The sequence below is a fragment of the Denitratimonas organivorans genome (genome assembly GCF_037478135.1).
Lineage (GTDB): Bacteria > Pseudomonadota > Gammaproteobacteria > Xanthomonadales > Xanthomonadaceae > Denitratimonas.
Genome location: NZ_JBBHDV010000010.1, coordinates 1 through 22,532 on the forward strand (window position 1 = coordinate 1; position 22,532 = coordinate 22,532).

The window sequence follows — 22,532 nt, forward strand, 5'->3', positions numbered from 1 at the left end:
CGGACGATTGGGTACGATTCATGGCGGACTCCTCCTTTCATTTTGGTTTGCGAACGATGCCTCCTCGGCTCGCCGCAATCTGGCACATCGCGATGCCGTCCGTGGGAGGAGGAGTCCATCCCATCAGATAAGCAAAGCGCGCCCGGGTTGGGCTTTCCACGGAGATCTTCACGCCAAGTGCGGACGGAGATCTTCATTCCGGGTCTGGACGAAGAGACCCACCCTGCGGGCCCGCGCTTCCTGAGAGCTTCACCCCGAATGCGAATGGAGAGCTCACCCCGGGTGCGGCTACGCCTTACCCTGCCTACAGGGTCTACAACGGAAAACGCCGGCTTGGGCCGGCGTTTTCGTATCGACAGGCGGAGTGGGAAAGCTGGATCAGCCCTTCCACTGCCCCAGTGCCGCCAGGCCATTGTCGCGTGCGCGGGCGTAGACGGTGTCCTGGGCCTTGGTGAAGTTGCCGCTCATGTCTTCCGCCCACAGCTTCAACGCGGCCTGCTGCATCGCGCGGCCGTAGGAGAACGACAGCGGCCAGGGCTTGGCGCCGAGCTGGTTCATCGCATTCAGATGCGCGGTCGCAGCTTCATCGCTCTGACCGCCGGACAGGAACACGATACCCGGCAGCGAGGCCGGCACGGTCGCCTTCAGGCAACGCAGCGTAGCCTCGGCCACTTCCTCGACACCGGCCTGCTCCGGGCAGTCCTTGCCGGAAATGACCATGCTGGCCTTCAGGATGGTGCCTTCCAGCAGCACGTTGTGCTCGTACAGCGCGGCGAACAGCGAACGCAGCGTGGCCTCGGTGACTTCGTAGCACACGTCGATGTCGTGGTTGCCATCGATCAGGATTTCCGGCTCCACCATCGGCACCAGGCCGGCTTCCTGGCACAGCGCGGCATAGCGGGCCAGCGCATGGCAGTTGGATTCGATGCAGGTGCCGCTCGGGTTCTCGTCGGAAATCGCGATCACCGCGCGCCACTTGGCGAACTTGGCACCCAGCCCGGCATATTCCTTCAGACGCGGACGCAGGCCGTCCAGGCCCTCGGTGACGACATCGCCCGGGAAGCCGGCCAGCGGCACCGGCCCCTTGTCGACCTTGATGCCCGGCAGGATGCCGGCATCGGCCATGACTTTGGTGAACGGCACGCCGGTACGGGTGGACTGGCGCAGGGTTTCGTCGAACAGGATCGCGCCGGAGATGTAGTCCGACAACTTCGGCGTGGTCAGCAGCATCTCGCGGTAGGCGCGGCGGTTTTCCTCGGTGGACTCGACCCCCACCGCATCAAAGCGCTTCTTGATGGTGTTGTTGGATTCGTCGATCGCGATGATGCCCTTGCCCGGCGCCACCATGGCCTGGGCGATGTCTTCCAGTTGCTCGATACTCATCAGAATGCTCCGGTGCTGGCGGCAGGGCCGCGGGTTGGGCCGCGATGCGGCTAGCCGCGCATTATAGCCGTTGGCACAGCAACTTAGGCGCTGATGGCAGCCAGTCTGAACCGCAATTCATGCAGCCCGCGCCAGCGCCTGCCCGCAACGCCTGCGGGGCGGAAATGGTGCCGTCGTGGTTCCAGCCGGGCGCTCAGACCACCGGCACCAGCCACAGCGAGAGCGAAGCCAGTCCAACGCCGATGCCGGTGGCGGCGAGCACATCGCTGGGATAGTGCAGGCCCAGCACCACGCGCGAGGCCGCGACCAGCACGCAGAACGGCAGCAGCACCCAGGCCAGCAGCGGATACCATGCCAGCGCCACACCGGTGAAGGCGACCGCATGCAGGGTATGGCCGGAGGGGAAGCTGAATTCATCCAACGGCCGCACCAACGCGAGGATGCGCGCGTCCGAGGCGCAGGGACGCGGGCGCCGGGTCCAGCGTTTCATCACGCGATACAGCAGCAGCGCCGCGACCCCGGTGGCGGCCATGTGGGCGCTGGCATGCAGTCCGTTCCAGCCGTCGAACAGGATCATCCCCAGCATCAGCGCGTACCAGAACACGCCGTCGCCCAGGCGACTGATCGCGGCAAATCCCGGCCGCACCCAGCGGCGCATGCCCCAGCGGTTGCACGCCAGGCACCAGCCGGCCTCACGCCGTTTCCACATCCCGATCACGTTGCTCATGCCAACCCCTTCAACGCCAGCCCGGACAACAGGGCGGAAAAGTCCTCGCAGACCTGCTGCGGCTGCATCGGCACGATCGCCGCGCGTGCCGCCTGCCCCATGCGGCGGCGCAGTTCCGGATCGGCCGCGACCTGGCAGGCGGCTGCGATGAAGCCGGCCTCGTCGCCGCATTCCACCGCGCGGCCGTGTTCGCCATCGCGCAGCACCTCGCGCGCGGCGCCGTAGTTGTAGGCGACCGTGGCGATGCCGCTGGCCATCGCTTCCAGGGTGACGTTGCCGAAGGTTTCGCTCAGGCTCGGGAACAGGAAGATGTCGGCACTGGCGAAGTGTTCGGCCAGCTCCTGGCCACGCAGCATGCCGGTGAACACGATGTCTGGATTCGCCGCCTCCAGCGCCGCGCGCGAGGGGCCGTCGCCGACCATCACCATGCGTGTGGCCGGCTGTTGCGCCTTGATTTCACGGTAGGCGCGAATCGCCAGATCCAGGTTCTTCTCCGGCGCCACGCGCCCGACATGGATCAGCACCGGCGCGTCGCCGCCTTCCGGCAACCAGCGTGCGCGCAGTGCGGCACTGCGGCAGCCCGGGTTGAAGGCCCCGGCATCGACCGCGCGCGACAGCTGCACCACGCTCTGGAAGCCGCGCGCCAGCAGATCGCGCGCCAGTTCCCGGGTCGGCACCAGGGTCACATCGCTCTGGTTGTGGAACCAGCGCAGCCAGCCGAACGCGACCGGCGCCAGCAGGCCCAGACCGTAGCGGCCCATGTACTGGTCGAAGCGGGTGTGGAAGCCGGTAGCGACCGGAATCCCGAGATGGCGCGCGGCATTCAGCGCGGACCAGCCGAGCGGGCCTTCGGTGGCGATGTAGATCGCGTCCGGGCGGGCCGCTTCCCAGCGCTGGCGAAGGCGGCGCCCGGCAGGCCAACCGAAGCGCAGGCCCGGGTAATACGGCAGCGCCGCGCCGGACAGGCGCAGTTCGTCGCCGCTGCTTTCACCTGGCCCGCTTTCACCTGGCATCTCATCGCGGTGCGCCGGGCGCACCACATCCACCCGCGCGCCCATCTCACGCAGGCCCACCGCCAGGTTGTGGACGGTCAGGGCCACGCCGTTGATTTCGGGTGGATAGGTCTCGGTAACCAGTGCGACGTGCATGCCCGTCTCCCAACAGGGTGACAGCATGCTCGGCAACGCCGATGGCGCCACCATTACGCGCATATGACATCCTGATGAAAGCGGCGCCGCTGGCCGTCCTGGTTCAGAGCCGACCCAGACCCTCGGCCGCGCCACCGACACCCACGGTCAGCAGGCGCAGGGTATTGGTCGAACCCAGATGGCCCATGTGGTCGCCGCTGGTGATCAGCACGCGATCGCCTTCGCTGAGAAGACCGCGCCGGTAGAGTTCCGCCACCGCATCACGCGCAGCCTTGCGCGGTGGATCGTCGTAGCTGTCGAATTCGACCGGCCAGGCGCCGCGCATCATCGCCATGCGGCGCCGCGCCGGCGCATGGCGCGAGAGGCCGTAGACCGGCGCGGTAGAGCGGAAGCGGGTCAGGTGGCGCACCGTGGCGCCGGATTCGGTCAATGCCAGGATCGCGCGCACGTCGATATGCTTGGTCAGGTACATCGAGGCCAGCGCGATGGCCTGGTCGCTGTGTTGCAGGTGGCGCGGCGCGGCTTCGAAATCGGTATTGTGCTCGAACTGGCGCTCGGCCCCCAGGCAGATGCGCAGCATCGCTTCGACCGCCTTGAGCGGATAGCTGCCGGCGGCGGTTTCGGCGCTGAGCATCACCGCATCGGTGCCGTCGATCACGGCATTGGCCACGTCCAGCACTTCGGCCCGGGTCGGGATCGGCGATTCGACCATGGATTGCAACATCTGAGTGGCGGTGATGACCACGCGCCCGCGCGCCAGCGATTCGCGGATGATCTTCTTCTGCAGGCCGGGCAGTTCGGCATCGCCGATCTCCACACCCAGATCGCCGCGCGCCACCATCACCACATCGCTGGCGTCAATGATCTCGCCCAGCGCGTCGATCGCCTCGGCGCGTTCGATCTTGGCCACCAGATAGGCATCGCTGCCAGCCTCGCGCGCCAGCCGGCGGGCTTGCTCGATATCGGCCGCACTGCGGCAGAACGACACCGCGAGAAAATCCACATTCAGCTCGGCCGCCAGGCGGATGTCCTCGCGGTCCTTGTCGCTGAGCGCATCCAGCGAGAGGCCGCCGCCGAGCCGGTTCAGCCCCTTGCGATCGGACAGGAAGCCGTCGTTGAGCACCGTGGTGCGGATGGTGTCGCCTTCGACCGCCTCCACCCGCAACGACACCATGCCGTCATCGAGCAGCAGCACATCGCCTGCGACCACGTCATCGACCAGCCCCAGATACGAGACACCAACGCCGGAGGCATCGCCCGGTGGTGCGTCCTCGCGTGCATGCAGGGCGAAGGGTTCGCCGGCCTTCAGCGCGACCTTGCCGATCGCGAAGCGCTCGATCCTGATTTTCGGCCCCTGCAGATCGCCCAGGATGCCGACCTCACGCCCGGCGGCCTGCGCCGCGGCCCGCACGCGCTCCACCCGGGCGGCGTGATCGGCCGCGCTGCCGTGGGAAAAGTTCAGCCGCACCACGTCCACGCCGGCGGCGATGATCGCTTCCAGCACGCCCGGCGCGTCGGTGGCCGGGCCCAGCGTGGCGAGGATCCGGGTGCGTCGCAGTTGTCCACTCATCTTGCGTCTGTGCTCTTGTTGTCATGTCGAACCCGTCACGCTAGCACTTTGCCCGGCACCCCGGCAGACCCGCGCGATGGCGGCGGGCGCGTGCTGATTGACCCGGGTCAAGCGCCCTGCTCGGCAGTGCGGTGACAATAGCGACATCACCATGCAGCACCGGCGACGGTATCGTGAAAGGCGGAACAGCCGCCATTTTCCGCCGCCACCACCGGATCTCCCGATGCCCCAGACCCCGCAGCGCGCCTCTTCGGATCAGCCAACACCGCCCTGGCACAGCCTCAGCGCCGATGCCGTGTGCGAGCGTCTTGGCAGCGGACGGCAGGGCTTGAGCCGGGAAGAGGCCGCGCTGCGTCTGCAACGCCACGGCGCCAACACCCTGCCCGAGGCACGCGTGCGGCCGGCGTGGAAGCGTCTGCTGGTGCAGTTCAACAATGCCCTGATCCTGTTCCTGCTCACGGCCGGGGCCATTGCCGGCGCACTGGGCCAGTTCGTCGATGCCGGGGTCATCTTCGGCGTGGTATTGATCAATGCGATCATCGGTTTCGTGCAGGAAGGCCGCGCCGAACAGGCCCTGGCCGGGCTGCGCGCGATGCTGGCGCCCAGCGCACGAGTCATGCGTGATGGGGTGCGCGCGACGTTGCCGGTGGCACAGCTGGTGCCCGGTGACATCGTGCTGCTGGAAGCCGGCGACCGGGTGCCGGCCGATCTGCGCCTGCTGCATGCCCGCGGCCTGCTGATCGACGAGGCAGTGCTGACCGGCGAATCGGTCGCGGCGCAGAAGCACACCGACACCGTGCCCGAAGACGCCGCCCTGGGCGACCGTGCCGGCATGGCCTGGTCCGGCACCCTGGTCGCCGCCGGCCGCACCACGGGAATCGTGGTGGAAACCGGCAGCCGCACCCAGATCGGCCATATCAGCACCCTGCTGGGCGAGGTCGAAGCGCTGGCCACACCACTGCTGGTGAAAATCGGCCGCTTCGGGCGCCAGTTCACCGCCGTTGCGATCCTGGTATCGGCGCTGTTGCTGCTGTTCGCGGTGCTGGCGCGCGGCTACGACTGGATCGACGCCTTCATGCTGGTGGTGGCGCTGGCAGTGGGCGTGGTGCCAGAAAGCCTGCCGGCGGTGATCACGATCACGCTGGCCATCGGCGTGCGCCGCATGGCCGCCCGCCACGCCATCGTGCGGCGCCTGCCGGCGGTGGAAACCCTCGGTTCCACCACGGTGATCTGCTCGGACAAGACCGGCACCCTGACACGCAACGAAATGACCGCGCGGCGCGTGATCAGCCGTGCCGGCACGCTGCTGGCCGAAGGCACCGGTTACGCTCCGCACGGCGCCCTGCAACTGCCCGAAGGACAGGCCGGACTTGCCCCGGCGGCGCAGCAACTGATCCGCTGCGGCCTGCTCTGCAACGACGCCGTGCTGCGTCAGCGCGACGACCAGTGGCAGATCGATGGCGATCCGATGGAAGGCGCGCTGATCGCGCTCGCGGCCAAGGCTGGCATCGACCATGCGCAGACGCGCGAGCACTGGCCGCGCCTTGACGCCATCCCGTTCGACGCCGGCTGGCGCTACATGGCCACGCTGCACCGCGATCCAGAACGTGGCGGCGCAGTACTGCTGCTCAAGGGCGCGCCGGAACAGGTGCTGGCGCTGTGCAACCGGCAACTGGATGCCGAAGGCCAGCCGCAGCCGCTGGACCAGGCTGGCTGGGACGCGGCCATCGCGCAGGCCGCCGAGGCCGGCGAACGGATGCTGGGTTTCGCCCTGAAACATCTGCCTGAAGCACCCTCGCCGCTGGGTTTCGACGATATCGGCGGGCTTTGCTTCCTCGGCGTGGTCGGCTTCATCGATCCACCCCGGCCCGAGGCGATCCAGGCGGTCGAGGACTGCCGCAGTGCCGGCATCGCGGTCAAGATGATCACCGGCGACCACGCCGCCACCGCCAGCGCCATCGCGCAGCAACTGCATATCGCCGAACAGCCGCTGGTGGTCACCGGCCAGGATCTCGACCACATCGACGACGCTGCACTGCCGGAGCTGGCGCAGCAGGCCAGCGTGTTCGCGCGCACCAGCCCGGAACACAAGCTGCGCGTGGTGCAGGCCCTGCAGTCGCGCGGCCACGTGGTGGCTATGACCGGCGACGGGGTCAACGATGCGCCTTCGCTGAAGCGCGCCGATGTCGGCATCGCGATGGGCAACAAAGGCACCGAGGCGGCCAAGGAGGCCGCGCAGATCGTGCTGGCCGACGACAATTTCGCCTCGATCGTGGCGGCGGTGAACGAGGGCCGCACGGTCTACGACAACATCCGCAAGGTCATTGCCTGGACCGTACCGACCAACGGTGGCGAAGCATTGGCGATCATCGCCGCGCTGGTCTTCAGCCTGACCCTGCCGATGACGCCGGCGCAGATCCTGTGGATCAACATGGTGCTGACCGTGACCTTGGGCCTGGCGCTGGCCTTCGAGCCGGCCGAACCAGGCGTCATGCTGCGCCCGCCGCGCGCCCCGCAGGCGCCGCTGATTTCGCCCTTCATGGTCTGGCGTATTGCCGTGGTGTCTCTGCTATTCACCGCCGGCGCATTCGGTATCTACGCTTGGGCGATGGCGCGTGGCCACGAGGTGGCACTGGCGCGCACGATGGTGGTCAACACGTTCTGCGTGATGGAAATCTTCTATCTGTTCAATGTGCGTTTCCTGCATATGCGCTCATTCACGCTACGCGGAATCCAGGGCACGCCGGCAGTACTATGGGCGGTGGCCGCCGTGGTGCTGGCGCAACTGGCCTTCACCTATCTGCCGCTGATGCACACGCTGTTCGATTCGCGCCCGGTGGCGCTGACGGACGGCCTGCTGATCGTGGCGGTGGGCATATTGCTTTTCACCGTGCTGGAACTGGAAAAATGGCTGCTGCGGCGGCTGGACTGGTTCGAGGAACTGCGCACCCAGATGCGCCCATGACATATCCAAGGATGCAAAGGACACCCTGATGACAACCGGCACTTCTTCCGCCCCCCGCACCATTCTTCTGGCTACCGATCTGAGCGCGCGCTGCGACCGTGCACTGGACCGGGCCATCCAGCTCGCGCGCCAATGGCAGGCGCGGCTGGTGGCGCTGACCGTGGTGGAACCGGGCACGCTGTCACTGCAACGGGTGCGGGCTTCGCCCCGGCCTTCATGGAGCACCGCCAGCGATGATCCGGTGCAGCGCACCCTGGACCTGCTGCGGCGCGACGCCGGCGCCGACGATGTGGATATCGTGCCGCGTGTCGAGGAAGGCCGGATCAACGACGTGCTGCTGCGCGTGGCGCTGGAGGAAGGCGCGGAACTGATCATCACCGGCATCGCGCGCAGTGAATCCTTTGGCCGCACCGTGCTGGGTTCCAGTGTCGACTGGCTGGCGCGCCATGCCACGGTGCCGGTGCTGGTGGTGCGCGACCGCGTGCACGGGCCGTACCGCAACATCGTGGTGGCCAGCGATTTCTCACCTTCCTCGCGGTTGGCGCTGGAGGCGGCGGCCACTCGCCTGCCCGATGCACGGATGACGCTGTTCCACGCCTACGACACTCCGTTCACCGGCAACGAAAGCGCGCAGCAGCAGGCGGTCAACGATGGCCGCGCCAAGGCTCTGGCCGAGGCCCAGCACGTTCTGGCCGACGCCGCGCTGACGCCGGAGCAGCGTGCCGCAGTCGAAGTCGTGGCCGAACATGGCGAGCCGGTACGGCTGACCTACGAATACGTGCGCGACCACCATGCCGATCTGATCGCGCTGGGCACGCACGGGCGCAGCGCGCTGTTCGACATCCTGATCGGCTCGATCGCCAAGCGCATCCTGGAAACCGCCGCCACCGACGTGCTGCTGGTACGCAAGCAGGCCGGCGCGGACTGAAGGACACGTCCTCACTCTGCGAACGAACACCGCAGGTGCGAGTGCTTTTGTGTGTTGCCTGGTACTGCCGCGAAAAGCCCCCCTCACCCCAGCCCTCTCCCCCGCAAGCGAGGGAGAGGGGCTCTCAAAAGCACTTCTGAAATCCCTTTAGTCGCGCGTGCGACGCGGCCTCGGGCCGCTGCCAGGGGCCGGACGGCCCTGGCGTGATGCCAGCACCTGCGCGGCGGCGGCACGTTCGGCCATCAGCTTCAGGTAATTGCCCAACCGCGCCGAGTCCAGCGTGCCGGCCTGTTCGGCGGCACGGATCGCGCAGTCGGGTTCGGCCTGGTGACGGCAATCGCGGAAACGGCATTGCGCCGCCAGCGCTTCGATATCGTCGAACACGTTGTCGGCCACGTCTTCCACCCCGGTGAGCTTGAGCTCGCGCATGCCGGGTGTGTCGATCAGGCAGCCGCCGTGCGGCAAGGTCAGCAGAGCGCGATGGGTGGTGGTGTGGCGGCCGCGCGCATCACTGCTGCGCACCGCGCCGGTCTTCATCCGGTCGCGCCCCATCAGGGTGTTGGTCAGGGTCGATTTGCCGGCGCCGGAAGACCCCACCAGTACCACCGTATTGCCGGCGCCCAGCCAGGGCGCAAGCTGGGCGGCGCTGGCCGGATCGCGCGCATTGAGTGCCAGCACCGCGACGCCGCCACCTTCGATCCCGGCCAGTTGCGTGCGCAGCGCCTCCACGTCTTCACAGCGGTCGGCCTTGGTCAGCACCAACACCGGCGTCGCGCCGCTGGCGTTGACCAGCACCAGATAGCGCTCCAGCCGGCGCAGGTTGAAGTCGCGATCCAGCCCGGTGACCACCAGCACGGTGTCGATATTGGCCGCGATCGGCTGCACTTTCAGATGTTCGCCCGCAGCGCCACGTTGCAGCAGACTGCTGCGCGGCAGCAGTTCCACGATCTGGTCCTGCTCCGCCTCCAGCCGCACGAAATCCCCGACCACGGCGCGCTGCTCCGGCGCGAATCCCTTGCGCGTCCACGGTGCGGGCGCCTGCACCGCGAATTCGCGTTCGCCATCGCAGACGCGATAGCCGGAACGGTGCTGTTCACTGACCCGCGCCACGCGCCCATGCGGCGCCTGCGTCCAGGCCAGCGCGGCCGGATGGTCCGGGCGCCAGCCCAGTCCGGCCAGTGCGATCTGCGGGTCGGGAAATGGATTCAGGGCGGACTCTCCATCGGGTGCAGGCTGCCATCAGGCGCAATCAGGTGGGTGGCGTCCTCGATCCGTGCAGCCATGCGGACACGGTCACCGATCGGAACGCCGCGATAGGACGGAATATCATGCGTCAGCCGCGCATACAGATAGACCTGTTTCGATTGTTGCGGCCACAGCGACAGCGATTGCTGCGGCCCGGCGGCTTCCAGCGCAGCCGCCAGTGCCGGCGAAAACACCGCCTGCACCCGGCCGGCCTGCAACAACCGCCCCTGGATCTGCACCCCGTGCAGCAACGTCATCGCCGCCAGCACGCCGACCACCCAGCCCTGCCGCCGGGAAAAATGCGGCCACGCCAGCGCCAGCACACCGCAGACCAGCGCGATGAAGCCATAGCCGTACTGGTTGGCCGACATCGGCAGCAGCAACACCGGACCCAGCGCCAACACGCCACCGGCAAACCACGCCAGCCACAGGCGCCGCGACGCCCGCCACAGGCACCATGCCAGCATCAGCAACAGCGCCACCATCACGGCCCAGCGCCCCACCGACGCCAGCGCCAGCACATGCACTTCGCCGACATTCAATGCCCACGGGAAGACCTGGTATTCCAGCCAGCGCACCGGCAACGCCAGCGGATCAGTGGTGTAGGTGCTGCCCGGTTCCGGTTGCAGCAATACGTCCAGGCGCAAGGCCAGATAGGCCAGCGCCACCAACCCACTGCCGGCGGTCGCCGCCATCCAGTTGTGCGGCAGGCGCAGCAGCAACGCACCCAGCGCCAGCAGTGTCGGCAGCACCAGCGCGGCCTCCTTGGCCAGCAGCCCGAGCAGCGTCATCAGCCCGGCACCGGCTGCGGCCAGCAGCATCGCGCCCGCGCTGTTGCCAAGCCTTTGCAGCAGGGCCAACGTGCCCAGTCCTGCCGCCACCCAGATCAGATCGGCCAGACACCCGACCCAGCCATGCACCCACACCGCGAACGGGCTCAGCGCGAACACCAGCGCCGCCACCGCCGCGATCTGCACACCGACCCCGGCACGCCGCAGCACATTGGCCAGCAACAGCGCATTGAGACTGCCCAACAGCACGAACACCGCATGGAACAGGCGCGGTGTTTCAAACAACACATGCGACAACAGCAGCCACAGATTGAAGGTCAGCGGCCGGAACTGGAAACTTGTCCAGTCGGTGAAGGAAAGGAACTGCACCTCGGCCAGCGGCAGCGCCGCGCGCGAGGCCCACTGCAATTCGTCATGGCTGAAATAGCCCGGATTGAGCCACAGCGGCGCCTGCAACAGCACAAGCGCCAGCAATAGCAGGGCATCGTGATGCCAGTGTGTGCCGCGGGAAGGCGGGTTCATCGACCATCACAGGGTTCCGGGGGGCCGCCATTGTCACCCAGAAGCCGGCACCTTCGGGAGCGGGCGCGCGGCTAAATTTGACGCCAATCCGCATCCGGGCCGGGGCAATCGACCACGCCGCAGCCCCCCATACGGGCTAGAATCATCGACCCCTCCGCCCCCGAATGTCGCGCCATGTCCAGCCAAGATGCGTTCCGCCAAGCCGCCCTCGACTATCACCGCCTTGACCCACCGGGCAAGATCAAGGTCACCCCGACCAAGGCGATGGTCACCCAGCGCGACCTGGCACTGGCGTATTCACCCGGCGTGGCGCATGCCTGCGAGGAAATTGTCGCCAACCCCGCCGCTGCCAGCGAACTGACCGCACGCGCCAACCTGGTCGCGGTGATCACCAACGGCACCGCCGTGCTGGGCCTGGGCAACATCGGCCCGCTGGCCGGCAAGCCGGTGATGGAAGGCAAGGGCGTGCTGTTCCAGAAGTTCGCCGGCATCGACGTGTTCGACCTCGAAGTCAACGAGAACGACCCGGACAAACTGGTCGAGATCATCGCCAGCCTCGAACCGACCTTCGGCGGCATCAATCTGGAAGACATCAAGGCACCGGAATGCTTCATCGTCGAGCGCAAGCTGCGCGAGCGGATGAAGATCCCGGTGTTCCACGACGACCAGCACGGCACCGCGATCATCGTCGGCGCCGCCGTGGTCAACGCGCTGCTGGTTGCGGGCAAGCGCATCGACGAGGTCAAGCTCGCCACCTCCGGCGCCGGCGCCGCCGGCATCGCCTGCCTGGACATGCTGGTGGCACTGGGCATGAAGCCGGAAAACATCCTCGCCGTGGACCGCGAAGGCGTGCTGTACGAAGGCCGCCCCGGCCTGGATCCGGACAAGGCACGCTACGCCCGCGACACCGACAAGCGCAACCTGGCGGAAATCGTCGACGGCGCCGACATCTTCCTGGGCCTGTCGGCCGGCGGCGTGCTGAAGCCGGAAATGGTCGCCACCATGGCCACCAACCCGATCATCCTGGCGCTCGCCAATCCCTACCCGGAAATCCTGCCCGAAGACGCCGCTGCGGTGCGCCCGGACTGCATCATCGCCACCGGCCGCTCGGACTACCCGAACCAGGTCAACAACGCACTGTGCTTCCCCTACATCTTCCGCGGTGCGCTGGACGTGGGCGCCACCACGATCACCGAGCAGATGAAGCTGGCCTGCGTGCACGCGATCGCCGCGCTGGCGCGGATCGAAGCGGCGGACCTGGGCGCCAGCTATGGCGGCGAACTGCCCAGCTTCGGCCGCGAATACCTGATCCCGCGCCCGTTCGACCCGCGCCTGATGGAAATGCTGGCGCCGGCCGTGGCGCGCGCCGCGATGGCCTCGGGCGTGGCCACACGCCCGATTTCAGACTTCACCGCCTACCGCGACAAGCTCAACCAGTTCGTGTTCCGCAGCGGCATGGCGATGCGCCCGGTGTTCTCGCGCGCACGCGATGACATCAAGCGCGTGGTCTATGCCGAAGGCGAAGAGGAAACCGTGCTGCGCGCGGTGCAGACCGTGGTCGACGAGGGTCTGGCCTTCCCGATCCTGATCGGCCGCCCGGCGGTGATCCAGTCGCGTATCGAACGCCTCGGCCTGCGCATCCGCGCCGGCGAGCATTTCGAGCTGACCAACATCGACGACGACCCGCGCTTCGCCGATTACTGGCAGACCTACCACGAGATCATGGCGCGCCAGGGCGTCAATCCGGCCGCTGCCAAGGCCGTGGTGCGTTCGCGTTCGGCGGTGATCGCCTCGCTGATGCTGCGCCGGGGCGAAGCCGACGCAATGCTGTGCGGCACGGTCGGGCGCTACCAGACGAAGCTGGCCTACGTGCTCAACGTGCTCGGGCGCGAACCCGGCGTGGCGCGCACCTCGGCGATGTCGGCAGTGATCAACGAAAAGGGCGTGTTTTTCTTCGTCGATACCCATGTGCAGGTCGATCCGGACGCGCACATGATCGCCGAGGCCGCATTGCAGGCCAGCTACCGGCTCAAGCTGTTCGGCATCGAACCCAAGGTCGCGCTGATCTCGCACTCCAACTTCGGCAGCCACGACGACGACGGCGCCAACAAGATGCGCCAGGCGCTGCAACTGATCATCGAGCGCGCCCCGAACCTGGAAGTGGATGGCGAAATGCATGTGGACGCGGCACTGGACCCGATCGTGCGCGAGCGCCTGCTGCCCGGCTCACGCCTGAAGGGCAGCGCCAACCTGTTCGTGTTCCCGAACCTGAGCGCGGCCAACACCGCCTACAACCTGGTGCGCTCGATGACCGACGGCGTCGGCATCGGCCCGATCCTGATGGGTGTATCCAAGCCGGCGCACATCCTGACCCCGGCCGCGACGGTGCGGCGCGTGGTCAACATGACCGCACTGGCCGCGGTCGAAGCGCAGATGCGTTCCGAACTCCAGGCCGCACAGGCCCAGAACGCCGCCGCAGACGATTGATGACCATGCTGCCGGCAGCGGCCAGACCGCTGCCGGCCCATTTCGTCAACAGGATCAGGGGGCCGGATCGGCGGGCGTATCGGGCAGCGGAGCCGGTGCTGCCGCCATCGCCGGGCGGTGCGGAATCCGTTCGGGATCGAGCAGGCTCTCGATCCGCAGGAACACCTCGTAGCGCGAAAACGGTTTCTTCATGAAATCGTCGGCGCCGATGCGCTGCGCGTAGAACTGCTCGGTGGCCAGCTCGTTGCCGCTGATCATGATGACCGGAATGCCACGCGTCAGCGGATCGCGTCGCAGCCGACGCAGTGCCTCGAAGCCGTTCATGCCGGGCAGCACGATGTCCAGGAAGATCAGGTGCGGCAACGTATTGCGCGCGATCTCCAGGCCGGTTTCGGCATCGCCCGCCTCGGACACTTCGTAGCCGTTCTGCACCAGCATGCGGCGCAGCATCACCACGATCGTCGGCGAGTCATCAACCACCAGCACGCGCACGCCTTCGGCCGCCTGATGTCGCTCGGCCTTTCTTCGCTCCTTGCCGTTGGGCGGCCCGGCCGCTGCCGCCGGCTCGGCTTCAGCCGCAGCTGCGGCCAGCTCGTCCGGCAGCGGATCATCAACCCGTACCGCACTATTTCCCATTTCCGCCTGCAAGGGCGGTGTCTCCTCCGGCAACGGTGCCTTCGGCGCCCGTCCGAAGATGCGTGCAAACAGCTCCCTCAAGCCCATCGTTTCCATGCTCCCCCTGTTGATGGTGTTGCGCTGCGCCCGGCGGTTTCGCCGCCGGTACGCAATCCGCCAGCCGGGGCCACCCGGCACAGCGATGACCGCAATCTAGATTTCGCGCACATCGCGCAGTTGCCAGGCATGCCCGGCCAGCCAGCGCAGGCGCTGCTGCAGGATCGTGCCATTGAGCGTGGTGACCACGTCCAGATCGATATGCAGATCGGACTGCTGACCGCTGACCTGCGCACCGGGATCGACCACGCCCAGCTGTGGGTCGATGCTGTCCGGATCGTCCTGGGTCTGGCGCCAGCGCTCGAACAGTTCCGGCGAACGCAACGCCTGCTGCAACTCCTGCGCGAAGGCATCGGCACCGTGCGCACGGAACGACAGTTCCGGCACGCTGCCACGCGCCAGGGCCGGGTCCGGCAGTCTGACGAAATATCGGGTGCTCATTGATACTCTCCCTCGATCACGAACTGGATTCTGCGCGCTGGCGCCGGCCATTGCGAGCCCTGCCCTCACTGGCCCCCATCCAGCTCCGGCATCAGCGCCTGCTGCCAGAGTCGCAACTTGTCCTGCAATGTCAGCGCTGCATGCGCCGGGCTGGTGGACGGCAAGCGCAGTTGCGGCAGCTTCTGCAACCGCGACGGCAACTGCGGCAGCACATGCCGCCGGTACAGAGTCTGCGCCGTCGCACCGTTGAACAACAACCGCACGATACCCGGATGGGCCGGCAGGAACGCGCCGAAGTCGTTGGCCTGGACACTCTCCGGCTTGATGTCGGCATCCAGGCTGCCAGGCCGGTGACAGCTGGCCAGCACATCCCACAGCGCGAAACCATGCTGCAGCAAGACCTCCCCGGCCCGGCTGTAATCGGCATCGGCCGGCACTTCCAGCAACTGCCGGATGATCGGCCAGAACGCATTGCGTGGATGCGCGTAGTAGCGCTGCTGCTGCAACGACGCCTGCCCCGGCATGCTGCCCAGGATCAGGCTGTGCGCATCAGCCCGTGCCAAGGGCGGAAATCCCCGTGCCAGCGGACTGTGCATGTCACTGTCCATCGAAATCATCCCGCCCGCCTGTCGTGCCGGGCCCATCCATCCGAAACCACATCTGCCCAAGTCGCAACCGGCCACGGGGCTGATTCCCATCAGGAGCGCCCCTATATTCCCTGTTGCCGCCGGTTGCTAATGTAACGGGTTGCCGGGTCGGCAACAGGCCGATGCAGCGACCGCAGCAATCCACCCATGCCGTTGCGCGATATGCGCCGGCAAGGTCGAGAAACCGGAACACTCCGACAGCACTGGGGGCAGCGCCATGTCGATTTCGATTCCTCTTCACCGCCGACGAACCAGGCCCACATCACGGCGGGCATCTTCTCCGGAGGCACCGGTCCGCATCATCCTGGCCTCGCCTGGCGGGCTGGTGTTGCTGGGACTGCGCCAGGTGGTCGCTTCCATCGGCGATGCCCAGGTCGTCGCCACCGCCACCAGCGTATCCGGCCTGACCCGCGCATTGCGCCAACACCCGGCCGATGTGCTGATACTGGATCAGGACCTGGCCGAAGCCGCGTCATCCACCCTGCTCGCCCACCCCACCCGCACCCTGCTGCTGTCGCCGCGCATACACCCGGGCAACACCACCACCGACATCAATGCCTGCGGCTTCATCAGCGAACGCAGCCCCCTGGAGCAGGCCCGCAAGGCACTGGAAACCGCCCTGGCTTGCAGCGGCCGCACCTGTTCCGGCACCCCGACCCGCCAATCCGGATCCTGCACCGACTGTCCGCTGCCACCCTCGCTGCGCGCGGCCCAACCGCTGCCGCTTTCGCACCGCGAACTGGAAGTATTCGCGCTGATCGGCCGTGGCCTTGCCACCCGCGCGATCGCCAGCCAACTGCACCGCAGCATCAAGACCATCGAAGCCCATCGCGAGAACATCAAACGCAAACTGGGCCTGGGCAACGCCTCCGAACTGGTCGAAGCAGCTCGCCGCTGGACGCAGGGCGAGGTCATCGCGCATCAGTGATGCCATGGATGCGCCTGTTGCCGACGTGGCCCGGTCAATGCTCTACACGTTGCACCTCCGGCAGTGCCGCCCACGCTGGGCGGCTTCTGCGTATAGCGCCCGATTGCATATGCCCGGCGCGCAGCACCGCCTGGGTCAGTTGCCCACCTTGGCGTAAGTGCCTTTCAGCGTGACGCCGGCAAGGATGGTGCCTGCGTAGCACTCATAGTTGGTCGGGCTGGAGAATTCGCGCCGCTTGTAGAAGCTGACCATGTCCACCACGGCGTTGGCGCCCATCGCCTTGGCCTTTTCCTGGAAGGCCTTGAGCACGGTCAATGCGACCCAGTTGCAGGCCTCCACGTCGGACTTGTTGGCCGCATTGGTCTTGCGGTTGCCGATATCGTCACCCATGCGCGACTGAATCGGCGGATGCGCGGCACCACGCAGATAGAACCGCACGCTGCCGTCGATGCCGGCTTCGCGTGCCATGGGTGAATTCAGCAGTTCCTGTAGCGGCAATTCGTGACGGGTGTTGCGGGCGTCGGCCTGTGGTGCAAAGGCCAGCAATGCGAGCACGGCGATGGCGATGATCTGCTTCATGAAGAACTCCTGTGGATGGTCTGCCCGCAAGCAGGGGCGAAGGGAAAAATGAAAAGCTGCGATGTACCGGCTCAAGCCGTCCAGCGGCGGAAAATCAGCGAAGTATTGATGCCACCGAAAGCGAAGTTGTTGCTCATCACATATTCCACGTCAAGTTCGCGGCCAATTGCAACGAGATAATCCAATTCGCCGCAGCGCGGATCGACCTGTTCCAGATTGATCGTCGGCGCGAACCAGCCCTCGCGCATCATCTGGATGCTGATCCAGGCTTCCAGTGCACCACACCCACCCAGGGTGTGGCCCATATAGCTCTTGAGCGAGGAAAACGGCATGCGTGGCCCGAACACCCGTGCCGTCGCCTGTGATTCTGCTACATCGCCATGATCGGTCGCGGTGCCATGTGCGTTGACGTACCCGATGGCTTCCGGCGACAGCCCGGCATCTTCCAGTGCCAGATGCATGGCCCGCGCCATTGTCTCGGAACTGGGCTGGGTCACGTGCTGGCCATCACTGTTGGTGCCATAGCCCACCACCTCGGCCAGGATCGTCGCACCACGGGCCTGGGCGTGTTCCAGATCCTCCAGCAGCAGCGAACACGCCCCCTCGCCCAATACCAGTCCATCACGCGCGCTATCGAACGGGCGCGGCGTCAAATGGGGCTCATCATTGCGCACGCTGGTGGCAAACAGCGTGTCGAACACCGCCGAAGCGGTGGCATCCAGTTCTTCGGAGCCACCACCGAGCATCGCGATCTGCTTGCCGGCACGGATCGCTTCATAGGCCGACCCCACTCCCTGGCTGCCCGAGGTACAGGCGCTGGACGTGGTGATGACGCGCCCGGTCAGGCCCAGATGCACGCCGATATTCACCGGCGCGGTGTGGCTCATCATCTTGATGTAGGTGGTCGCGGTGATGCCGGCGGTGGTGTGCTGGTTGAGCATCCGCCCGAAATCACCGATCGCCGAATGGGTGCCGGCCGAGGAGCCGTGCGAAACGCCAACCGCGCCGCTTTTCAACAGCGGATCACCAAACAGCCCGGCTTCCCGCAATGCCTGCTCGGCGCTCAGGACCGCCATCAGGGCCACCCGCCCCATGCTGCGCGTGGTCTTGCGGGTGAAATGGGACGGCAGTTCAAACCCCGCTGCCGGCGCGGCGAGCTTGGTGTTCAGACCTTCGTAGATATCCCATGCATCCATGCGCTGCACCGCATTGCGGCAGGCACGAAGCGATGCACGGATGGTCGGCCAGTCATTGCCCAGCGGGCTGATGCCGGCCGCACCGGTGACGACCACACGCCTTGGTCTGGAACCCATCAGATCATTCCCCCATTGACCGAGATCACCTGCCGGGTGATGTAGGAAGCCTGCGACGACAGCAGGAACACCACCAGTGCGGCGACTTCTTCAGGTGTTCCGGCGCGGCGCGCCGGGATGATTTTCAGTGCTTCGGACATCAGCTGCTCATCGACCATATCGGTCTGGATCAGGCCCGGAGCCACGCAATTGACGGTGATGCCGCGGCTGGCCAGCTCCAGCGCCAGGGCCTTGCTGGCACCTATGACCCCGGCCTTGGCGGCGCTGTAGTTGGTCTGGCCGCGATTGCCGACCAGCCCGGACACCGAGGCCAGCGTCACGATGCGCCCTGGCGCACGGCGCCGCACCATCGGCATCACCAGCGGATGCAGCACGTTGTAGAACGCATCCAGATTGGTGTGGACCACGCTGTCCCATTCGGTTTCGGTCATCGCCGGGAAAGCGGTATCGGCGGTGATGCCGGCATTGCAAACCACGCCGTAGTAGGCGCCGTGGGCTTCGATGTCCTGCTCCAGCGCCGCCCGGCAAGCAGCGCGGTCGGACACGTCGAAGGCCAACACGCGTGCGTTGCGGCCCAGCGCGGTGATCTGTGCGGCAACAGCCTGCGCATCGTCGACCCGGCTGCGGCAATGCACCACCACGTCATGATCTGCTTTTGCTGCGGCCAACGCGATCGCCCGCCCGATACCGCGGCTGGCACCGGTCACCAGAATGGTGTTGAAACTCATGGGTTGGAACTCTCCAGATAGGCCTGCGCATCGTCCGGCTCGAACACCGTCACCATGGTCTCGGCCACGCAGATGCCATCAGACACGATGCGACAAGCGAACGCCCCTACGCCATTGTCGCCCATCAGTTCGAGACGTGCTTCCACGATCAGCTCGCTGCCCGGCGGAAAATGCGTGACCTGTGGTGCATAGCGCCGCGTACCGAGCAGGAAGCCCAGCGGCGGCTCGCGTCCGGCGCTGCGTGCGCGGCCTCCCGCCCATGCGGCCACCGCCTGCGCCATGTATTCGATCCCGACCCAGGCGGGCATGCCTTCCGCTTCGATGAACAGACCATCGGCCGGCACCTGCAACGCCACACGCACGCTCTCCGGCGTCCACTCCAGCAGCCGCTCGATGAAACGCATCGGGCCACGATGCGGGATCAGCTGTTCGATATCCCAATGCATCAGCCGGCTCCCAGCAACAGCACGGCGTTGCTGCCGCCAAAGGCAAAGGAATGGCTCAGCACATGCCGCAAGGGCGCCGGCGCGCTGCGGCCCGGCTGCACCAGATCGATGCGCGGCAGTGCAGGATCGTAGTCGCCGTCGTACCAGTGCGGCGGCAGCAGATGACGCGGGTTTTTCGCCAGCGTGATCCAGCTGATCGCGGCCTCGATCGCACCCGAGGCACCGAGCGCATGGCCGGTCATCGGCTTGGTGGAACTGGCCGCCACTTCGCTGCCGAGCGTATGCGTCACCACCTGTGCCTCCATTGCGTCGTTGTGCGCGGTCGCGGTGCCATGCAGGTTCACATAGTCGATGTCGCGTGCCTTCAGCCCAGCACGTGACATCGACTGGAGCACGGCGACGATCGCGCCCTCACCCTTGGGGTCGGGTGCCGACATGTGGTGCGCATCCGAGCTTTCACCCCAGCCGGCCAGCCGGACCGGGCCAGGCTCGCGCGTCATCAGGAACAGTGCCGCACCTTCGCCGATATTGATGCCGCTGCGCTGGCGCGAGAACGGCAGGCAGGGCTCGGGTGACACCGCTTCCAGTGCGCTGAATCCGGCCAGCGTGAAACCACACAGCGAATCCGCACCACCTGCGATCACCGCATCGACGATGCCGGCACGCAGCAGACGCGCACCGGAGGCCAGCGCCTTGGCCCCGGACGAACAGGCGGTGGAAACCGTCCAGGCCGGCCCCCGGCTGCCCGCCAGGGTTGCAAGAAAGCGCGAGGGTGCGCCGATTTCCTGCTGACCGTAGTGGAAGTCCGAAGGCCAGCCCTGCGCGTCGCGGCGCGTGATTGCACGCTCGGCCTCGCCGATGCCCGAAGTGCTGGTGCCGACGATCACCGCCAACCGCGCCGCACCCACACGCTCGCGCAGCGCATCGGCCTGCGCCTGGATCTGTACCCAGGCGCGCTGCAGCAAGGCGTTGTTGCGGCTGCGCAAGGCCAGCGGATGTTCGGCCAGCGCCGACAGCGGCGTCGTGACCTCACCCAGCGCCAGCTCGCGCCCGGGGCTGTAACGCGTACTGCGCACCAGTCCATGGGCCGCATCGCTGCGGAACAGGGTGTCAGCGCATTCGTCCACGCCATCGCCCAGCGCACACACCAGGCCCATCGCATTCAGATAGACCGGCATGTTCATCGTGCGCCTCCGGCCGAGCGGATGCGCAGGCGGTAACCATCGGCCGCATTGTCCAGCGTCACCTGCCCCGGCGCGTAGTGCGCGCTCAGCCAGGTGTGGCCGGCCAAGACCAGGCGACGTGAATCCCCATCGGCTTCCAGTTCCCAGCCGGAAGGAAGCACGGCGCGGATCGCCGCTACCGGCCAGTGCACGAATTGCAGGTCATCCAGCACCCGCGCACTGCGCAGTTGCGGCGGCAACCAGGGCGCGCGGCGTTCCTCCAGTGTGCTGCCATCCCAAAGCAGCCGCACCCCGGATTGGCCCATCGCTTCCACCGCCAGCCTGACTTCGGTGGCGTCCACCTCCAGCAACGCGACCAGTTCGCGTTCGTGACTGCCGAAGGTGAACAGCAATTGCTGCTGCACCGTCAACTCCTGCCCCAACGCCGCCGGCGCCAGATGCAAGGTCGGCAGCACCACCTGCGGGCGCGGCGCCATTGCCACGCAGCCGGCCAGTATCAGCAGCAGCGCGAGCAGGCTCAGGCGGAACACAGTTCCTCCAGCACCCGCAGGCGGCGGCCGTTGTCGTCGGCCACGTAAGGGTTGTTCCGGTCCCAGGCATAACCGGCCAGGATCGCGCAGATCATGCGTTTGACCTCGGGCTGCTGGTCCTGGTGGTAGATGATGTTCTGGAAACCGCCGGCGTACCAGGATTCCACGAAGCGGCGGAAGGTCCGCACGCCCATGCGCAACGGTTCCGAGAAATCCTGTTCCCAGTCCACCGTTTCGCCGGCGAACTGCCGTTCCAGACAATCCGCCGCCAGCTGTGCGGACTTGAACGCGATGGTGACGCCGGAGGAAAACACCGGATCGAGAAATTCCCCGGCATTGCCCAGCAACGCATAGCCCGGCCCCACCAGCGAGCTGACATTGGCCGAATAGCCCACGATCTGGCGCACCGGCATCACGTCCCATTCGGCATTGACCAGCAGCCGGCGCAGGTTCGGCGCCTCGGCGACCATCGCCTGCAAACGCTCCAGATCGGTACCGGTGTACTTCTCCATGAACGAAGGCTCGGCCACCACACCCTGCGAACAGCAGCCGTTGGAGAACGGAATCGTCCAGTACCAGACATCCACGTGCTCGGGGTGGGTGGTGATGACGATCTTGTTGCGATCGAAACTGCCGGCCGGGGTGTTGTCGCGCACATGCGTGAACAGCGCGCCGCGCACCGGGAAATTGGACGGCCGCTCCAGATCCAGCAGACGCGGCAGCAGCCGCGCAAAGCCACTGGCGTCGAGCAGGAAAGCCGCCTCGACCACGTACTCCTCGCCTTCCGGAGAACGCACCGTCACGCGTGGACGCTCGCCGGGTTCCACCGCCAGCACCTCGTGCTGGAAGCGCAGTTCCGCGCCCATGCGTTCGGCGCCGCGTGCCAGCACATCGTCGAAGGTCGCGCGCTGCACCTGGTAGGTCGTGCCCCAGCCGGGCGAAAACTTGTCGCGGAAATCGAACCACGTGGTCTGGTCGCCGCGCGCGAACGTGGCACCGTTCTTGTACTGGAAGCCGGCTTCGACCACATCGCGCAGCAGGCCGGCGGCCTCGATGTATTCCATGCTCTGCGGCAACAGGCTTTCACCGATCGAAAAACGCGGGAACTGCTGCCGCTCCAGGATCATCACGCTGCGCCCCTGCTGCCGCAGGAACGCCGCCGCGACCGAGCCAGCAGGGCCGGCACCAATGATCAGGACATCGGTGGTTTCAATACGAAGGCTCATGTCTTACTCACT

20 protein-coding genes are annotated in these 22,532 nt (G+C 66.7%); 4 read left to right on the plus strand and 16 right to left on the minus strand.

Annotated features, from left to right (window positions below):
• Positions 1 to 378: 378 nt before the first annotated feature.
• From WDB66_RS10705 to pyk, 4 genes are all read right to left on the minus strand, one after another.
• Positions 379 to 1,383, minus strand: coding sequence for a class I fructose-bisphosphate aldolase (locus WDB66_RS10705; RefSeq protein ID WP_339398573.1), 1,005 nt, complete (start codon positions 1,381 to 1,383; stop codon positions 379 to 381).
• A 193-nt stretch (positions 1,384 to 1,576) separates the two neighbouring features.
• Positions 1,577 to 2,110, minus strand: a complete 534-nt coding sequence (locus WDB66_RS10710) for a phosphatase PAP2 family protein (protein WP_339398574.1) — start codon at positions 2,108 to 2,110, stop codon at positions 1,577 to 1,579.
• Positions 2,107 to 3,258: a glycosyltransferase family 4 protein gene (locus WDB66_RS10715; RefSeq protein ID WP_339398575.1), complete on the minus strand. Its 1,152-nt coding sequence runs from the start codon at positions 3,256 to 3,258 to the stop codon at positions 2,107 to 2,109. Before WDB66_RS10715 ends, WDB66_RS10710 begins: the two co-directional genes overlap by 4 nt.
• A 103-nt stretch (positions 3,259 to 3,361) precedes the next feature.
• The gene (gene pyk / locus WDB66_RS10720) at positions 3,362 to 4,828 is read right to left on the minus strand and encodes a pyruvate kinase (RefSeq protein WP_339398576.1); all 1,467 of its coding nucleotides are present in this window, start codon (positions 4,826 to 4,828) and stop codon (positions 3,362 to 3,364) included.
• A gap of 223 nt (positions 4,829 to 5,051) precedes the next feature.
• Between pyk and WDB66_RS10725 the strand changes: the two genes are divergently transcribed.
• Positions 5,052 to 7,793 (plus strand): HAD-IC family P-type ATPase, encoded by a 2,742-nt coding sequence (locus WDB66_RS10725; protein ID WP_339398577.1) that lies wholly within the window; start codon positions 5,052 to 5,054, stop codon positions 7,791 to 7,793.
• A 28-nt stretch (positions 7,794 to 7,821) separates the two neighbouring features.
• Positions 7,822 to 8,721: a universal stress protein gene (locus WDB66_RS10730; RefSeq protein WP_339398578.1), complete on the plus strand. Its 900-nt coding sequence runs from the start codon at positions 7,822 to 7,824 to the stop codon at positions 8,719 to 8,721.
• Positions 8,722 to 8,868: 147 nt separating this feature from the next.
• Here WDB66_RS10730 and rsgA read toward each other — a convergent pair whose 3' ends face one another.
• Together rsgA and WDB66_RS10740 are read right to left on the minus strand one after the other, a co-directional pair.
• A complete protein-coding gene (gene rsgA / locus WDB66_RS10735) occupies positions 8,869 to 9,930 on the minus strand; it encodes a ribosome small subunit-dependent GTPase A (RefSeq protein ID WP_339398706.1) in 1,062 nt (353 codons plus the stop codon).
• A complete protein-coding gene (locus WDB66_RS10740; RefSeq protein ID WP_339398579.1) occupies positions 9,927 to 11,279 on the minus strand; it encodes a hypothetical protein in 1,353 nt (450 codons plus the stop codon). Before WDB66_RS10740 ends, rsgA begins: the two co-directional genes overlap by 4 nt.
• A 174-nt stretch (positions 11,280 to 11,453) precedes the next feature.
• Between WDB66_RS10740 and WDB66_RS10745 the strand changes: the two genes are divergently transcribed.
• Positions 11,454 to 13,766: an NADP-dependent malic enzyme gene (locus WDB66_RS10745; RefSeq protein WP_339398580.1), complete on the plus strand. Its 2,313-nt coding sequence runs from the start codon at positions 11,454 to 11,456 to the stop codon at positions 13,764 to 13,766.
• A 54-nt stretch (positions 13,767 to 13,820) separates the two neighbouring features.
• On the opposite strand, the gene WDB66_RS10750 is transcribed toward WDB66_RS10745, so the two are convergent.
• From WDB66_RS10750 to WDB66_RS10760, 3 genes are all read right to left on the minus strand, one after another.
• Positions 13,821 to 14,483: a response regulator gene (locus WDB66_RS10750; protein ID WP_339398581.1), complete on the minus strand. Its 663-nt coding sequence runs from the start codon at positions 14,481 to 14,483 to the stop codon at positions 13,821 to 13,823.
• Between the two features lie 111 nt (positions 14,484 to 14,594).
• Positions 14,595 to 14,939: a hypothetical protein gene (locus WDB66_RS10755; protein WP_339398582.1), complete on the minus strand. Its 345-nt coding sequence runs from the start codon at positions 14,937 to 14,939 to the stop codon at positions 14,595 to 14,597.
• A gap of 65 nt (positions 14,940 to 15,004) precedes the next feature.
• Complete coding sequence (locus WDB66_RS10760) at positions 15,005 to 15,535, minus strand: DNA-deoxyinosine glycosylase (protein ID WP_339398583.1); 531 nt, start codon at positions 15,533 to 15,535, stop codon at positions 15,005 to 15,007.
• 376 nt (positions 15,536 to 15,911) lie between these two features.
• Between WDB66_RS10760 and WDB66_RS10765 the strand changes: the two genes are divergently transcribed.
• Entirely contained in the window at positions 15,912 to 16,514 is a 603-nt protein-coding gene (locus WDB66_RS10765; RefSeq protein ID WP_339398584.1) for a helix-turn-helix transcriptional regulator, read from the plus strand.
• A gap of 135 nt (positions 16,515 to 16,649) precedes the next feature.
• Here the strand turns inward: WDB66_RS10765 and WDB66_RS10770 are convergent, their stop codons facing one another.
• The 7 genes from WDB66_RS10770 to WDB66_RS10800 all read right to left on the minus strand — a co-directional run bounded on the left by WDB66_RS10770 (position 16,650) and on the right by WDB66_RS10800 (position 22,520).
• Positions 16,650 to 17,093, minus strand: coding sequence for an excinuclease ATPase subunit (locus WDB66_RS10770; protein WP_339398585.1), 444 nt, complete (start codon positions 17,091 to 17,093; stop codon positions 16,650 to 16,652).
• Positions 17,094 to 17,164: 71 nt separating this feature from the next.
• Positions 17,165 to 18,406, minus strand: a complete 1,242-nt coding sequence (locus WDB66_RS10775; protein ID WP_339398586.1) for a beta-ketoacyl-ACP synthase — start codon at positions 18,404 to 18,406, stop codon at positions 17,165 to 17,167.
• The gene (gene fabG / locus WDB66_RS10780) at positions 18,406 to 19,134 is read right to left on the minus strand and encodes a 3-oxoacyl-ACP reductase FabG (RefSeq protein ID WP_339398587.1); all 729 of its coding nucleotides are present in this window, start codon (positions 19,132 to 19,134) and stop codon (positions 18,406 to 18,408) included. Before fabG ends, WDB66_RS10775 begins: the two co-directional genes overlap by 1 nt.
• Positions 19,131 to 19,580, minus strand: coding sequence for a hotdog family protein (locus WDB66_RS10785; protein WP_339398588.1), 450 nt, complete (start codon positions 19,578 to 19,580; stop codon positions 19,131 to 19,133). The genes fabG and WDB66_RS10785 overlap by 4 nt, the downstream gene beginning before the upstream one ends.
• Complete coding sequence (locus WDB66_RS10790) at positions 19,580 to 20,764, minus strand: beta-ketoacyl-ACP synthase (RefSeq protein ID WP_339398589.1); 1,185 nt, start codon at positions 20,762 to 20,764, stop codon at positions 19,580 to 19,582. The genes WDB66_RS10785 and WDB66_RS10790 overlap by 1 nt, the downstream gene beginning before the upstream one ends.
• On the minus strand, positions 20,761 to 21,294 hold the full coding sequence (locus tag WDB66_RS10795; protein ID WP_339398590.1) for a DUF3261 domain-containing protein: 534 nt from the start codon (positions 21,292 to 21,294) through the stop codon (positions 20,761 to 20,763). Before WDB66_RS10795 ends, WDB66_RS10790 begins: the two co-directional genes overlap by 4 nt.
• Positions 21,282 to 22,520, minus strand: a complete 1,239-nt coding sequence (locus WDB66_RS10800) for an NAD(P)/FAD-dependent oxidoreductase (protein WP_339398591.1) — start codon at positions 22,518 to 22,520, stop codon at positions 21,282 to 21,284. The genes WDB66_RS10795 and WDB66_RS10800 overlap by 13 nt, the downstream gene beginning before the upstream one ends.
• Between the last annotated feature and the right edge of the window lie 12 nt (positions 22,521 to 22,532).